13 protein-coding genes are annotated in these 14,639 nt (G+C 59.7%); 5 read left to right on the forward strand and 8 right to left on the reverse strand.

Translation table 11 applies throughout. From position 1 onward, the window contains the following. The 4 genes from JWR14_RS12910 to JWR14_RS12925 all read right to left on the reverse strand — a co-directional run. On the reverse strand, positions 1-449 hold a 449-nt coding region (locus JWR14_RS12910; RefSeq protein ID WP_299706938.1), incomplete at its 3' end, for a DNA gyrase subunit A. A 59-nt stretch (positions 450-508) separates the two neighbouring features. Then, the gene (locus JWR14_RS12915) at positions 509-2,524 is read right to left on the reverse strand and encodes a DNA topoisomerase IV subunit B (protein ID WP_299706940.1); all 2,016 of its coding nucleotides are present in this window, start codon (positions 2,522-2,524) and stop codon (positions 509-511) included. A 350-nt stretch (positions 2,525-2,874) separates the two neighbouring features. Then, complete coding sequence (locus tag JWR14_RS12920; RefSeq protein WP_299706942.1) at positions 2,875-4,809, reverse strand: ATP-binding cassette domain-containing protein; 1,935 nt, start codon at positions 4,807-4,809, stop codon at positions 2,875-2,877. A 198-nt stretch (positions 4,810-5,007) separates the two neighbouring features. After that, positions 5,008-5,415 (reverse strand): DUF4399 domain-containing protein, encoded by a 408-nt coding sequence (locus JWR14_RS12925; protein ID WP_299706944.1) that lies wholly within the window; start codon positions 5,413-5,415, stop codon positions 5,008-5,010. Positions 5,416-5,810: 395 nt separating this feature from the next. Between JWR14_RS12925 and JWR14_RS12930 the strand changes: the two genes are divergently transcribed. Further along, positions 5,811-5,993: a rubredoxin gene (locus JWR14_RS12930; RefSeq protein ID WP_031361281.1), complete on the forward strand. Its 183-nt coding sequence runs from the start codon at positions 5,811-5,813 to the stop codon at positions 5,991-5,993. A 70-nt stretch (positions 5,994-6,063) separates the two neighbouring features. Here JWR14_RS12930 and JWR14_RS12935 read toward each other — a convergent pair whose 3' ends face one another. Beyond that, complete coding sequence (locus JWR14_RS12935; protein ID WP_299706953.1) at positions 6,064-6,798, reverse strand: class I SAM-dependent methyltransferase; 735 nt, start codon at positions 6,796-6,798, stop codon at positions 6,064-6,066. A gap of 37 nt (positions 6,799-6,835) precedes the next feature. Then, positions 6,836-7,639, reverse strand: a complete 804-nt coding sequence (locus JWR14_RS12940) for a hypothetical protein (protein ID WP_299706955.1) — start codon at positions 7,637-7,639, stop codon at positions 6,836-6,838. A 175-nt stretch (positions 7,640-7,814) separates the two neighbouring features. Between JWR14_RS12940 and JWR14_RS12945 the strand changes: the two genes are divergently transcribed. The 4 genes from JWR14_RS12945 to JWR14_RS12960 all read left to right on the forward strand — a co-directional run bounded on the left by JWR14_RS12945 (position 7,815) and on the right by JWR14_RS12960 (position 13,362). Next, positions 7,815-8,105: a hypothetical protein gene (locus tag JWR14_RS12945; protein WP_299706957.1), complete on the forward strand. Its 291-nt coding sequence runs from the start codon at positions 7,815-7,817 to the stop codon at positions 8,103-8,105. A gap of 443 nt (positions 8,106-8,548) precedes the next feature. Beyond that, on the forward strand, positions 8,549-9,748 hold the full coding sequence (locus JWR14_RS12950; RefSeq protein ID WP_299706959.1) for a GGDEF domain-containing protein: 1,200 nt from the start codon (positions 8,549-8,551) through the stop codon (positions 9,746-9,748). Positions 9,749-10,048: 300 nt separating this feature from the next. Next, on the forward strand, positions 10,049-11,971 hold the full coding sequence (locus tag JWR14_RS12955) for a PAS domain-containing sensor histidine kinase (protein ID WP_299706962.1): 1,923 nt from the start codon (positions 10,049-10,051) through the stop codon (positions 11,969-11,971). Between the two features lie 269 nt (positions 11,972-12,240). Next, positions 12,241-13,362, forward strand: coding sequence for a sensor histidine kinase (locus tag JWR14_RS12960; RefSeq protein ID WP_299706965.1), 1,122 nt, complete (start codon positions 12,241-12,243; stop codon positions 13,360-13,362). Between the two features lie 51 nt (positions 13,363-13,413). Here JWR14_RS12960 and JWR14_RS12965 read toward each other — a convergent pair whose 3' ends face one another. Further along, positions 13,414-13,848, reverse strand: a complete 435-nt coding sequence (locus JWR14_RS12965) for a response regulator (protein WP_299706968.1) — start codon at positions 13,846-13,848, stop codon at positions 13,414-13,416. Positions 13,849-14,345: 497 nt separating this feature from the next. Then, positions 14,346-14,639 (reverse strand): hypothetical protein (locus JWR14_RS12970; protein WP_299706971.1); only part of this gene is annotated, 294 nt, incomplete at its 5' end.

Raw genomic sequence — 14,639 nt, forward strand, 5'->3', positions numbered from 1 at the left:
TCGACCGTGCCCATGTCGATTTCATCCAGCAGCAATTTCGCGATCGGGGTGAGACGCGCTTCCGTGTAACGCATGGCCGCCGCGCCGTCGCCGTCGCGCGAGCCGAAGTTGCCTTGCCCGTCGATCAACGGATAGCGCATTGAAAACGCCTGCGCGAGACGCACGAGTGCGTCATAGGCCGACTGGTCGCCGTGCGGATGATATTTACCCAGCACGTCACCCACCACGCGCGCCGACTTGACCGGCTTCGCGGTGTTGGCCAGGCCCATCTCGTTCATCGCGAACAGGATGCGGCGTTGCACGGGCTTCTGGCCGTCGGAAACATCGGGCAGCGCCCGACCTTTGACCACGCTCACCGCATAGTCGAGATACGCACGCTCGGCGTAGTCGCCAAGCGTCAGTTTTTCGCCTTCGGGCGCGGCTTCTTGGTCCGCGAAGAGATCGTCCATCAGATTTCCAGTGTTATGCGTTGACGAAGTTCAAGGGGTGCATGCGGCGTCAGGTGTCGTCAAATGTCGGCTTCAACTTCGTTGCCCTTCTCCTCAAGCCAACTGCGCCGCGACGCCGCTTCGCCCTTGCCCATCAGCATCGTCATGCGTGTGACCGTGTCGTCAAACCCGAGATCGCCGACTTGAACCGGCAGCAGGCGGCGCGTGTCCGGATTCATCGTGGTGTCCCACAACTGCTCCGCGCTCATTTCACCCAGCCCCTTGAAGCGGCTGATCGACCACTGCGTTTCGCGCACGCCGTCTTTCCTCAGCTTGTCCAGAATCGCCTCGAGCTCACCCTCGTCGAGCGCATAGAGCTTTTGGGCCGGCTTCTTGCCGCGCGCGGGGGCATCGACGCGAAACAAGGGTGGCCGCGCGATGCACACATTGCCCTGCTCGATCAGTTGCGGGAAGTGCTTGAAAAACAGCGTGAGCAGCAGGACCTGGATGTGCGAGCCGTCCACGTCCGCGTCCGACAGGATGCAGATCTTGCCGTAGCGCAGATTCGAGAGATCAGCTTTCTGGTCGAGGCTGTCCGGGCCGTGCGGATCCACGCCGATCGCCACCGCGATGTCGTGCACTTCGTTGTTCGCGAACAGCCGGTCGCGTTCGGTTTCCCACGTGTTCAACACCTTGCCGCGCAACGGCAAAATGGCCTGGAATTCCTTGTCGCGGCCCATCTTCGCTGAGCCGCCTGCCGAATCGCCTTCGACCAGGAAGAGTTCGTTGCGCGAGACATCGGTCGATTCGCAATCGGTCAGCTTGCCAGGCAGCACGGCCACGCCCGAGCTCTTGCGTTTCTCGATCTTCTGTCCGGCACGCGTACGTGCCTGCGCCTGCCGGATCACCAGTTCTGCAAGTTTCTTGCCGTATTCAACGTGCTGGTTCAACCACAGTTCGAGCGCGGGCCGCGTAAACGACGACACGAGTTTCACCGCGTCACGGCTATTGAGGCGCTCCTTGATCTGCCCTTGAAACTGCGGATCCAGCACCTTCGCCGACAACACGAACGACACCCGCGCGAACACGTCCTCCGCGAGCAACTTCACGCCCTTGGGCTGAAGATTGTGCAGTTCGACAAAGCTCTTGACCGCCTGGAACAGTCCGTCGCGCAAGCCCGATTCATGCGTGCCACCAGCGGGCGTTGGAATCAGGTTGACGTACGACTCGCGCAACAACGGGCCTTCTTCGCTCCATGCAACGACCCACGTTGCGCCCTCGCCTTCGGCGAAGGTTTCCTCACTCAACTTTGCATTGCCCGCGAACCGCTCGCCTTCGAACAAGGGGATAAGCAAGTCGCTGCCGCCCATGCCTTCGAGCAGGTAACCGCGTAACCCGTCTTCGTATTTCCAGGTCTGGCGTTCGCCGGTTTTTTCGTTGATGAGCACGACTTCCACGCCGGGCAGCAAGACCGCCTTCGAGCGCAAGAGACGCTGCAATTCACCGACCGGCAAGTTGGGCGAATCGAAATATTTCGGATTGGCCCAGGCGGTGACACGAGTCCCTGACTTCTTCTCGCCGCGATTCATGGCGCGGGTTTCGAGCGGCTTCACCACGTCGCCATTCGAAAAGCCGAGATCGGCGACCTTGCCGTCGCGCCACACGGTCACGTCCATGCGCGTGGACAAGGCGTTCGTCACGGACACACCCACGCCGTGCAGGCCGCCCGAAAACGTGTACGCGCCGCCAGCGGCTTTATCGAACTTGCCGCCCGCGTGCAGGCGCGTGAACACGATCTCGACGACCGGCACGCCTTCTTCCGGATGCATGCCGAACGGAATGCCGCGTCCATCGTCTTCGACAGACACCGAATGATCAGCATGCAGCGTGACTGTGATCTGCTTGCCGTAGCCGCCAAGCGCCTCGTCGGAGGCGTTGTCGATGACTTCCTGAATGATGTGCAGCGGATTTTCAGTGCGGGTGTACATGCCGGGCCGTTGCTTGACCGGCTCGAGACCCTTGAGCACCTTGATCGATGCTTCGCTGTATCCGCTGTTCTTGCCGCTGTCGGCGGCGCTCGGTTTTTTCGTGGACATGTCTGGACGTGGGTCCGGCGGTCCGGGTGGCTGCGGCTTGAATTCGTTAGCGGAATTCCGAAAGCGGCCACGCCGGACAACCGGCGAATGCGTGAACATAGCGGGCCAACCCGGCCAACCGCGCCTGAGCCGGCCGCGCCGGATTGCGCGTTATTAACTCGAAACCGCGACGGCCTCTCGCCTGACTATAGCGTTTCACTACAAGGTGTCATTACGGTGTAACCGCGGTGACACCTTATTCGCTCGGCCGTGCGCCCGAAAACGCGACGTATTTTACTGTTTCCGACAAATTTTTCGATATGGGGAAGACGCCGGTCCCAAAGGCCGTTTATTTGCGACCTGTTTGTGACTTACTTGCGCTTTGCTTCCAGTTCTTCCCAGCGTTCGAGCGCGACCAGCAATTCCTCGTCGATAGCCGCATGCCGTGCGCTCAGCCGCGTGCCTTCTTTCGGATCTTTCGCGTACACCGAACCGTCTTCGAGCTTGGCTGCAATCGACTTTTGCTCGGCTTCAAGCGCTGCGATCTGCGCAGGCAGCGCTTCCAGCTCGCGGACTTCCTTGTACGGCAATTTGGTCGAGCGCTGCGCATTGCGCCCGGCGCCGCTGTCTTTCGGGCCGTCTTCCTTCTTCGCCTGCTTGGCCGTGTCACGGGCGGCATCCAGAGCGATTTTCTCGGAACGTTCGCGCTGGATCTGCCAGTCGGTGAACCCACCCACATATTCACGCCACATGCCGCCGCCTTCCGACGCGAAGACCGACGTCACGACGTTGTCCAGGAACTGGCGGTCATGGCTCACCAGCAGCACGGTGCCGTCGTAGTCGGTGAGCAGTTCTTCCAGCAACTCGAGCGTCTGGATGTCCAGGTCGTTGGTCGGTTCATCCAGCACCAGCACGTTCGCTGGCCGCGCGAACAGACGCGCGAGCAGCAGCCGGTTGCGTTCCCCTCCCGACAGCGAGCGCACAGGCGAACGCGCGCGCTCCGGTGCGAACAGGAAGTCGCCGAGATAACTCATGACATGTTTCTTCACGCCGTTCACTTCGACCCATTCGCTGCCTGGGCTGATGGTGTCGGCGAGTGTCTTGTCGAGGTCAAGCTGCGCGCGCATCTGGTCGAAATACGCTACCTGCGTGTTCGTGCCGGTACGCACCGTGCCTTCGTCCGGCGCGAGTTCGCCCAGGATCATCTTGAGCAGCGTGGTCTTGCCCGCGCCGTTCGGACCGATGAACCCGAACTTGTCGCCGCGCATGACGGTGGCGGTGAAGTTATCGACAATCGTGCGATTGCCGTATCTCTTCGTCACGTCGGTCAGTTCCGAAACGATCTTGCCCGAGCGCTCGCCTTGGCCCACATCCAGTTTCACGTTGCCCAGCACGTTGCGGCGTTCGGCGCGCTCGTTGCGCATTTCCACCAGCCGCGCGATACGCCCCACGCTGCGCGTGCGCCGCGCCTCCACGCCCTTGCGAATCCACACTTCTTCCTGCGCCAGCAGTTTGTCGAACTTGGCCGATTCGACCTGTTCGATCTCAAGCTGCTGCGCCTTGCGCGTCTGGTACGCGCTGTAGTTACCCGGATAGGACAGCAAGCGTCCACGATCCAGATCCACGATGCGGGTAGCGACCTTGTCGAGGAAAGCCCGGTCATGGGTGATGAACAACAAACCCGTGCGCAACGTGACCAGCATCTCCTCCAGCCAGCGAATGCCGTCGAAGTCGAGGTGGTTGGTCGGTTCGTCCAGAAGCAGCACGTCCGGTTGCACAACGAGCGCGCGAGCCAGCGCAACGCGCTTTTTCATGCCGCCCGAGAGCGCGCCCGAACGAATGTCGCCGTCCAGCCCGATCTGCTGCAGCGTGGTCGCCACGCGGGTTTGCCAACTCCAGGCGTCGTGAAGGTCGAGCGAGGACTGCAGCGCGTTCATGCTGTGCAGCAACTCGTCGTGCTCGGGACCTTCGGGGGTATCGGCGAGTTTGTGCGCCACGACGTCATATTGGTCGAGCAGCTCCCGTTCATGGGACAAGCCGGACGCGACGACGTCAAACACCGACGCCTCCAGGTCGAACTCGGGTTCCTGCGGCACGTACACGGTCGTGAGCTCGTTTTGCCGCGTGATAAGGCCGTCGTCCGGCTTGGTCAGCCCGGCGATGATCTTCAGCAGCGACGACTTGCCCGCGCCGTTACGGCCGATCAGGCCGACGCGTTCGCCCGCTTCGAGTGAAAAGTCAGCGTGATCGAGCAACGCAACGTGGCCGAACGCGAGTTGCGCGTTCGAAATGGAATAAAGCGACATGGGAGGCAGCCGGAACAGTGCAAATACTGGAAGCGGCCATTGTACCGGTCTTGACCGGCGCGCCTGGAGGCCGCTTACGGGACCTATGCCATCAGGACAAGGCGAAGGGCCCGATAAGCCGCAAAAAAACGCGGCCATGCCGCGTTTTTGAGATGAGCGCCAAGCCCAGAGCGGCCCGGTGCCGACCGATGAAAATCGTTATTTCACATGGATCTTGATCGTCTGGCTCATTTCCGGTCCAAACGACTGGTGCGCGCCATCGCCGAACTGCAGGGTCAGCGTGTGATCGCCCGGCGGCAGCTTCACGTCTGCTTCCGTCTGCGCCTTGCCGAAATGCAGCGATTTATCGTTCATTGGAATCACGAGACCCTTTTGCATCGGGCCTGCGTCGATCAGCACATGGTGGTGGCCTTTCTGCGGATCCGTATCGCCGGCCGGCGCGAGTCCCATGCCTTCCAGGCCGAAGACCATATGCACCGGGCTTGTGACGGTTGCGCCGTCTTTCGGCTCGATGAAAAACACCCGGGGTTGTTGCGCGTGCACCGCAACGGCCACAAGGAAAACGCTCGACAACACCGCTCCCGACAACAGTTTCTTGACCATCATTTTTTTGCTCCCAGAAGAATGCGGCTGCCGGAACACCTATTCAGGCAGGCCAAAACGGTTTCGTGCTTTCGTGCGACAGGCATGGCGGACCGACACGGCGCGAAGGGCCGGCCAAGACCGGCCCAATACCATCTAATACCGGTCAATACGCAAGGGACTCAAAAACCGCCGGGGAGAGGATACACCGCGCATAAGAAATCACTCAGATCCGTGCTTCCGCCCCGCCCCGGGGGCTGTTCCGCTTCGATGAACCCATTCTGACATTCCGGTACTATGCGGGTCGCCGACTATTTCGGCGGCCGTGTGCGGCTCGGCCCGAAAGACGAACTTTCGGGGATTGAGCGCCGGATCGAATATTTAACGATGTTTTGTCGAACGAGAAGAAAGAGTCTGTCGTGAGTGAAGTCTTGGAATATAAAAGCTGGGTTTGCCTGATTTGTGGCTGGATATACAACGAAGAAGACGGCTTGCCGGAAGAAGGTATAGCCGCCGGAACCCGTTTCGCTGAGATCCCGGACACGTGGCGTTGTCCATTATGCGATGTCGGCAAAGACGATTTCGTAGCAGTGGAGTTCTGATCCGGCTGCTGCGATTGGTCGTTGCATTCAATTGCTTCAGCCCGATGTTTGAGTCCGACTGCGCGCCAGTTCAGCGCGCGACCACAATCAGTTCCCGGCTCGCGGCCGAAACCGCCGACCCATCCCAGTCGCCCTGCCATGTGAGATGGCGGAACCCTGCGGCCTCGAGCTGCGCGGCGAGTTCGTCCTGAGTGCGAAAACGCAGTTCGCTCGTGGATGTCAGCGTCTCGCCTGTCGCCTTGAATTTATAAACCGTGTTGAATCGAATGCCCGACGCCGGGCTTGCGTTCACGTCGTCCTGCCACACCTCAACCTCGCCGACTCCGTCCGCCTCGATCAGCCGGTGAGACTGCGCGGGCGTCCAGGATTCCCACGGTCGCGCGGCCGGATTGCGGCTCTCGAAGGCCAAGGCGCCGCCGTCGCGCAGCGCATAGCGGGCGGCCTTGAGGGTATTGAGAAACGCGGTGTCGTCGAGGAAAACCTGCGCGACGTGGCCCGTCATCACCAGCAGGTCAGCGGGCGGCAACAAGGCGAGCGCCCGGGCATCACCTTCAATCCACTGAACGCGGTCCCCATTCGGTCTATGCCGCGCCACGCGCAACATCTCGGGCGCGGGGTCGAGCGCAATCACACGATGCCCTCGCGACGCCAGCTCACACGCGAGCAAACCCGTTCCGCAACCGAGATCGATGACGCGCTGCATGCCTGCGGCCAGCGCCAGGTAAAAGTCGGTATCGGCGGCTAAGGGGTTCAGGGTGTCGTACAGCGCAACGAGGCGCGGATCACTGTAGAGCGTGGATGGCATCGGGCAAGTTGGGCGGGTGTGGTTAAGCCTCAGCGGTTCAGCGGTTGAGGTAAGCAAGCGCATCGCGCATGGACTGGCTTGGCACGAGGATGGCGCCAGAGAACGGCGTGTCGAGGTCGAGAATCACGAGCACCGTGGACGCTATCGATAACGCCCCGAGCATGATCAAAACCAGCGCCAATGCGTTACGTGGTGCGATCAGGCCAAAGCAAAGAAAGATGACGAGCAGCCAGAAGACGAGAATCCGGTCGAACGGCGAAGAAGCCGAACCGCGTGCTTCCTCCACGATCTTCCAGCGTTGCTGGATCAGCCGGTCAAACTGGCCAAGCGCTTCGTCGGCGAGCTTTTGATGAAACTGATCGGGCGGCTTCAACGCGCGTGTGTCTTGTTGCGCCCGTTCAAGCATGGCGCCCAGCGCGCGGCTATCAAGATTGTCGGTATCGGAGCCCGGTGCCAGCGTTTTCGGATAATAGTCGCCAGGCGGCGGCGGTTCCTGCGCCCAGGTGGAAGCGATCGCGGCCGCCGTGTAGGCGCGCAGGATCTGGCGGGCAGCGTCGGCATCCGGGCCGTACTCGCGCAAGCTGTTGTCGAGTTGGATCAGCGCAGCGGCATAGGTACGGATGTCGGTCGTGGTGGTGTCGAATACGGTTTTCGACGATGCCGTCAGGAGACCCAGCACGAGCGCCGCAAATGTAACCAGCATGCCGACGACCAGTTTGAGCAATTGCACCGTTTCATGCGCCTTGTGCTCCTCAGGCAGCAACGGGCGCACGAACGCACCAAGCCCGGAGGCCGCGAGCAGGCAAAAGAACACGACGACAGAGGTTTCGAGTTCGGTCATGGCGAGGGGCGGGAGACGTTCGTATTATCGGAGGAAGTGGCGGGTTATTCCAGACGAATAGTTTGGTGGGGCTGAGTCTGGCGTACTAAGTGTGGCGTAACCAAGTTGACCGTGTTATGAAGTGGCAACCATAATCGGCAGTTGTGCTTGTTAATTGGCCGCTGAGAGAGAGGATATGAAACAGGAGAAATACTGGGCTGCTGCGTTTGCTTTGGCTTTGGCAGCCAGCGGTTGCGCATTCGCAAACGTCGCGACCGACAACGTCATCCGCAGCGCGGCGCCACCCAGTGAGCCCATCACGGGCAACGAGTGCACGAACAAGACGATCAAACCATTCGCGCGGCCAAAAGACAGCACGCTGTCGGACGACATGTTGCGGGGGGCGCTGACCCTGATCTCGGGTTTTGCGCGCGGCAGCATTGCTGGGGCCGCGACTCACGTGTGCGGCGACCGGTCGGCGCTTTAGGTTGCTGCGTCACGGTTCACGGCCCCTCAACGTCAAACCCGCCATCCCCGCGGATATCCCCGACGTGCTCGAGCACGTCGGTAGCAGACGTGGTTCAGGCGCTCGAACACTCTCTCCTTCCCTCTTGACGCTGCGCCAAAGCGATAAGAACGGCTAACAGCCTGAACAGTCCAGCGCCCTCCCAGCAGAATATGAGCGAGGGCGATGTCGGCTCATCCCGGCTCCCTCCGGCCTTCCAGGCAACTTGCGAGCGACTCGCCGCTACGCCACCGCGACGACCCGAGGCCGCTGCACATTTTTATGAAGATTTGGTGCCAGAGCGTATTATCTCAGCCGCAGGCGTCGCCGTTTAGCACCTTCGTGCAACGTGGATAGGAGAGGTCGGGCGCTCAACCTGTTCGGCTCGCGCGAATCTCTTCCGTCACATTTCTTACTGAAAGCCTATGTTCAGTCCTGTCGCGCTCTACGTTGTCGGAATCATGTCCGGCGTGATCAGCGCGGTCGTATTCGGCTCGCTGCTGCGGTCCGGGATACCCGGATTGTTTCGCTGGATCGGTGCAAACGTCCTGATTGTGTCCGCGCTTGTTGCATTGGCTTTCAGTGGCAGTTCACCAACACCGCTCGTGGTCGTGGCCGCCAGTTCCCTATTTGCCGGTTCCGCATTCCTTGTGCTGCAAGGTTGCCGGCTATTCTTCGGCCTTCCACCTTCGCGGCACTATGAGGTTGTGGCATTCGTGCTGTTGGCGGTCGGCATTGTCCACTGGAGCTATTTTTCGCCGAATGCAGGTGCCAGGATTGTCGTGATGTCGGGCTTCCTCGCCTATGTGCGCCTGATGGTGGCCTGGATCACCTATACCAGGAGGCCGCTGCATCGACCGGGGTACAGCTACCAGTTCGTCGCGATTGTCGCCGCGCTCGGCGGCCTCGTCCATATTGCTCGCGGACTCGCCGCCGGCCTGGGCTGGGAACATCACGCACGGTTTCTCGATCCAACGCCCATGACCATTGCGTTTCTCGCGGTGGGCGTCGTCACGCTGCCCTGCCTGTCGATCGGCGCGCTCATGCTTGCCTATGACCGCATGGCGGAGCGGATGGAGCGCCTGGCGGCTATCGATGAGTTGACTGGTGCTCTCGTGCGGCGCGAGTTTATGGCTCAGGCCGAGTCGCAGCTGGAGCGCGCCAACCGCACGAAATCGCGGTTCACGGTTGCTATCCTCGACATCGATAACTTCAAAGCAGTCAACGACGCTCATGGCCACGCGGCCGGAGATCGCGCGCTTGCTCACTTCTCCTCGATTGTGTCGCAGGGGATCCGGCAAGGAGACATTTTTGGGCGGCTTGGCGGTGAAGAGTTCGCCATACTGTTCCCCGAAACACCCAAGGCGGATGCCCTGACACTGGTGAACAGTTTGCGGCTGCATCTGGCCGCGTCTACGGTACCCATACCTCACGGAGAAGTGACATGCACCTTCAGTGCCGGCGTGGATGAATATCAAGCTACAGAAATGTTGGCAAACCTGATGGCGCGAGCCGACGCGGCGCTCTACTCGGCCAAGGCCATGGGACGAAATCGCGTCGTCTCCGCAGTCTCTATGGGCGACGAGACAGCCGGAGCCACGAAGGACGCGCCGAAACCGACTTGACGGTATTTGCGGGCAGCATGCCGGTCTTGACCTGGCTATCAGCGCGCTAATTGTGGCGGTGTGGGTATTGAAGGCACAACAGTTCTGGTCACTACTTTCTCCTCCTGCTCGCCCGGCCATGCCCGGCGAAACTGAAGCTGCGAAACGTGACTTTATGCAGTAGCTTAGATACCGGGGCCTTTGAGGTTACTATCAAACATTCGGTCACGTTGCCACGCATTCAAGGCCGATAGCGTGCGCCGATTTTGCGACGCAGCACCCTTTGATTACAGTTCCACTAACACACGTGGACTTAAAAGAATGAAATCTGAAGAGTGCAGAAACATCCGCGATCTGAGCGAGGAACAGCGCTTCCAGTTGCTTGTCTCGGGTATTACCGATTACGCGATCTACATGCTGGACCCCGAAGGGTTTGTCAGCAGCTGGAATGCCGGAGCGGAACGGTTCAAAGGTTATGCCGCGCATGAAATCATTGGCCAGCACTTTTCCATGTTCTACACGGAGGAAGACCGACGTTCAGATAAACCGGCCCGGGCATTACAAACCGCCCGCGAACACGGAAAGTTCGAAGATGAAGGCTGGCGGGTGCGAAGTGACGGCACCCGGTTCTGGGCAAGCGTCGTGGTCGATCCGATCCGGGACTCCTCAGGCGAACTAATCGGCTTTGCCAAGATCACGCGCGACATTACCGATCGCAAAGCGGCCGAGGACGCGTTGCGCGAAAGTGAGGACAGATTCCGCCTGCTCGTTCAGAGCGTGACCGACTACGCGATCTACATGATCTCCCCGACGGGCGTGGTCACGAACTGGAACGCTGGCGCTGAACGCATCAAGGGCTACAAGCGAGACGAAATTGTCGGTTCGAATTTCGCCGTCTTTTACACCGAAGAAGACCGGGCGAAAGGCCTGCCTGCCAAGACGCTGACAACGGCCGCAACCGAAGGCCGTTTTGAACAGGAGAGCTGGCGTGTGCGCCGGGACGGAACGCGATTTTGGGCGCACGTCGTGGTCGACGCGATCCGCGACGAGACGGGCGAACTGCTCGGATTCGCCAAGGTCACGCGCGATATAACGGAACGAAAGCAGGCAGCGGAAGCCCTTGAGCGAGCCAATGCGGCGCTGTTCCAATCGCAGAAGATAGAAGCGATCGGCCAGCTCACGGGAGGCATTGCCCACGACTTCAATAACCTGCTGTCGGTCGTCTCAAGCAGCGTGGATGTGCTGGCCACGCGAATACAGAATTATGCCGACAAGAAGGTGCTCGACGCCGTGCGGCGCGCGGTCGAGCGCGGTGCGCTCATGACCCAGCAACTGCTTTCGTTCGCCCGTCAGCAACCGCTCATGGTCGAAAATTATGACCTGAATGCGGTGATCAACGGCTTCGAACCCGTGCTGCGCCGCGCGGGAAATTCCGCTATCGAGATGGAGATACGGTCAGCGCAAGACTCCGCGACCGTTTTGCTCGATGCGGCCCGCTTCGAGGCGGCGTTGCTGAACCTGGTTGTGAACGCTCGCGATGCAATGCCCGATGGCGGAAAGCTGGAGGTCGCCGTCGAGAATGTTCATCTGGGTTCGGGAGAGGTCGGAAATCTGACGCCGGGGTCTTACGTCCGCGTTTCAGTCGCGGATACTGGCACCGGCATGCCACCGGCGGTTGTGGCACGTGCGTTCGAGCCGTTCTTTACGACCAAGGAGATTGGCAAGGGCACGGGGCTGGGCCTGAGCCAGGTCTATGGATTCATCGCGCAGTCCGGCGGCGACGTTGTGATCGACAGCGAAGAAGGCGTTGGTACGACCATCAGCATGTACTTGCCCGTGGTTGACGGCGAGCCGGACGAGAGGGTTGCCACGGCCGGCGAGCGGGTGGATACGGTTCTTATCGTGGAAGATGAGCCTGACGTGCTGGACGCGGCGGCGCAGCTTTTTCGCAGCATAGGCTACGAGGTTGTGACAGCGACTAATGGCGTTGACGCAATGACGACCCTGGAGCGCCGTTCCGACATCGACATCCTGTTCACTGACGTAGTCATGCCGAAGGGCATGACCGGTATTCAACTGGCGCGCCAGGCACGCGAATTTCGTCCCGATCTCAAGGTGATACTGGCGTCGGGGTTCCCGCTTCCCGCTTTACGCGAGCAGTACGGGCGTATTGATGATTTCGCCTTCGTCGTCAAGCCGTACCTCCTGGCTGAACTCGCCAAGGCGCTCAGAGCTGCGAGTTAAGCAGGTTGACTATCTGCCGACGCCTGTCGGTCGCACACTCCTCTTGACGCGCTATATATAGCCATGCTGTAGCAGCTTGTATTCGAGCGATCACACACACGCCCTTCTGTCGATGAACTGGCACTCCAGTTTCGCGACGATATATCGATTGTCTGCAGCTCGCTCTCATGCCTGGCCGTTTAAGGTGCCAGTAGAATACGCAACTATCCAGGCGCAGCATCGGATTCAGCGAATACCTTATAAGATTTTTTCCGATACTCGGGGGCGACATGCGATTGGCCGACTTCATCTTACGTGACATGGAAACAATTCTAGGGCAATGGGAGGCGTTCGCCCTTACCCTATTGCCCACCGCAACGGACATGAAATCGCTGGAATTACGGGATCACGCGAAGCAGATTCTGGAGGCCGTTGCGAAGGATTTGTCGACTTCCCAAACCAAGGAAGCTCAACTCGAAAAATCAATGGGGCGAGCCCCCCGACTGATCGGAGTTCCAGAGACAGCCGCGCAAACGCGCGCCGTTTTGCGAGCGCGAGGTGGCTTCGACATCAACCAACTCGCCGCCGAGTACCGTGCGCTGCGTGCCAGTGTTCTTCGCCTGTGGATACATGCGTGTCAGCCGGAGGCTCCGCATGCCGATGACATCATTCGATTTAACGAGGCCATTGACCAGGCGCTCGCAGAATCGATCGGCTTTTTCAGTGTCCAGGTGGACCAGGCTCGCAACCTCTTGCTTGGAATGCTTGGGCATGACATGCGCAGTCCGCTCCAGACCATTCAAATGACAGCCGTGTATCTGGCGAACTTGAATGCCGGGGAGAAAGTATCGGGGGCCGCTTCGCGTTTGATCAGAAGCGGCGCTCGCATGCAGGCGCTTCTTGGCGATATGCTTGATTTCAATCGAACGAACCTGGGTCTGGGTATCAATATCGTACCGACCAATGTGGACCTCGCGAATCTATTAGCCGATGAACTCGATCAGTTGCGAGCAGCGCATCCGGAACGCCGGGTCGAACTGGAGGTGGTGGGCGACGCCCAGGGTGTTTGGGACGGCCGACGATTACAACAATTACTCGGCAATCTGGTGACCAACGCGATCAAGTACGGCGCATCGGACGCTCCGGTGCGAGTGGTTATGACTTGCGGGGAGACGGACGTTAGCTTCGAGGTCAGGAACCGGGGGCCGGCGATTGAGGGATCGAGTCTGGACCGGATATTTGATCCTCTCCAGCGCGGATTGAATCAAATGAAAACGTATGACACCGACGGTAACCTGGGACTTGGGTTGTATATTGCGCGTGAGATTGCCAAGGCTCACGGCGGTGAGATTGCGGCGAGGTCCGATGAAACGGAAACCGTGTTTGCTGTGCGTCTGCCGCGGCGTAAGTAGCAGTGTTGGTGTTGCCACAGACTTTCTTTTGCGAGGCGCTCTGGGGGTCCGTCAATGAAGGAAACTCATGACCAGCGCCACCAACTTGCTCGGCGGCTGTCCTTTCTGGCTATAGCCGTCAAACGAGTGATCAACGAGATGTTTGTGTACGTCGCCGTCATCGTTTAACGCAGTAAAAGCCACGATGACCGTTCCACTGGTACGTTGATCCTGTCGCAAAGCGAAGGTCGCCTCGTAGCCGTTGCACTCGGGCATGGAGATATCCATGAGGATGACGTGGGGTGCCCAATGTGTTCCGATCTCGATAGCGTCCAGTCCACCGAAAGCCACCCGACATTCCATGCTCTCGAACGACAGGTAGCTCGCCATTGCTGTTGCAGCGTTCTGGTTGTCGTCGACGACTAAAAGGCGTAACGGCATTCCGCCGAGGTCGAAGCTGCGCCTGGTCCATGGATGAGATGCTACTTTGATGACATTTGAAGGCATAAGGTCTCCGGGATAGAGACCACGACGCATCATGCGTGCCGCGGCGGGTTTTTGTCGGATCTCCGGCCCGATATAGTGCTCGCACGAGGCTCAAAGGGATCGATACTCGCGCCATTTTGGCTGAATGTTGGTGATTTTGACTCTTCTGGTCAAATTGACAGAGTTGATCGACCTGAATCGGTCAATGTCGCTTTGGTCGATTGTCTTGGGGCGGCGATCGTTCGGGGTGGAATGACGAACTGCAGGCGTGGCAGGCCGATCCCCGTCTGGCTATAAACAATTCTGCAGCAGACCCGGTTCGATTTATTGCGCAAGCGCCTACGCAGATTGATCCGTACTCCATAGCGATGCATGCAGGATCGAGTCCAGTTTGAACCAAGCAGGCGTTCTGTCCGCAGTGTCCTCGCCAATGCCTACGGTCACTGTGGCGATGGTGATCCCATGGCATGCATGGCTACCTTTTTCCGCGCTAAACCTAAGGTAGGCGGTGGTGCCCGTTAAAGCGCACTGATCGTGACGTAATAGCCGTCCGGATCACGGAGCGAGAACTCCATAGTTCCAGTGCTTGAGTTTATGTGAGGCTCCTCTTCTAGCTGAGTGACGAGAGCACGTGCCCTTGGCAGAGCCATGTCGAAATCGTCGACACGGAAAAACAAGAGTAGGCCGTTGCCAGGCGTCGCGTGATCGGGGCTCGTCAACGAGGGATGCTCGTGGGCACCCCACTCGTGAAGGCAGAGCAAGACCGTGCCATCCGAGTCGAGGATTTGCCCGAAGTAGTTGTGCGCGGGAGG

This window comes from Caballeronia sp., from assembly GCF_028292365.1.
In the GTDB taxonomy this organism is placed as follows: domain Bacteria; phylum Pseudomonadota; class Gammaproteobacteria; order Burkholderiales; family Burkholderiaceae; genus Caballeronia.

Excerpts from the sequence above, each read along its gene's own strand:
- JWR14_RS12915 (WP_299706940.1), bottom strand. The coding sequence starts at position 2,524 with ATGTCCACGAAAAAACCGAGCGCCGCCGACAGCGGCAAGAACAGCGGA.
- JWR14_RS12920 (WP_299706942.1), bottom strand. The coding sequence starts at position 4,809 with ATGTCGCTTTATTCCATTTCGAACGCGCAACTCGCGTTCGGCCACGTT.
- JWR14_RS12925 (WP_299706944.1), bottom strand. The coding sequence starts at position 5,415 with ATGATGGTCAAGAAACTGTTGTCGGGAGCGGTGTTGTCGAGCGTTTTC.
- JWR14_RS12935 (WP_299706953.1), bottom strand. The coding sequence starts at position 6,798 with ATGCCATCCACGCTCTACAGTGATCCGCGCCTCGTTGCGCTGTACGAC.
- JWR14_RS12940 (WP_299706955.1), bottom strand. The coding sequence starts at position 7,639 with ATGACCGAACTCGAAACCTCTGTCGTCGTGTTCTTTTGCCTGCTCGCG.
- JWR14_RS12945 (WP_299706957.1), top strand. The coding sequence starts at position 7,815 with ATGAAACAGGAGAAATACTGGGCTGCTGCGTTTGCTTTGGCTTTGGCA.
- JWR14_RS12950 (WP_299706959.1), top strand. The coding sequence starts at position 8,549 with ATGTTCAGTCCTGTCGCGCTCTACGTTGTCGGAATCATGTCCGGCGTG.
- JWR14_RS12955 (WP_299706962.1), top strand. The coding sequence starts at position 10,049 with ATGAAATCTGAAGAGTGCAGAAACATCCGCGATCTGAGCGAGGAACAG.
- JWR14_RS12960 (WP_299706965.1), top strand. The coding sequence starts at position 12,241 with ATGCGATTGGCCGACTTCATCTTACGTGACATGGAAACAATTCTAGGG.
- JWR14_RS12965 (WP_299706968.1), bottom strand. The coding sequence starts at position 13,848 with ATGCCTTCAAATGTCATCAAAGTAGCATCTCATCCATGGACCAGGCGC.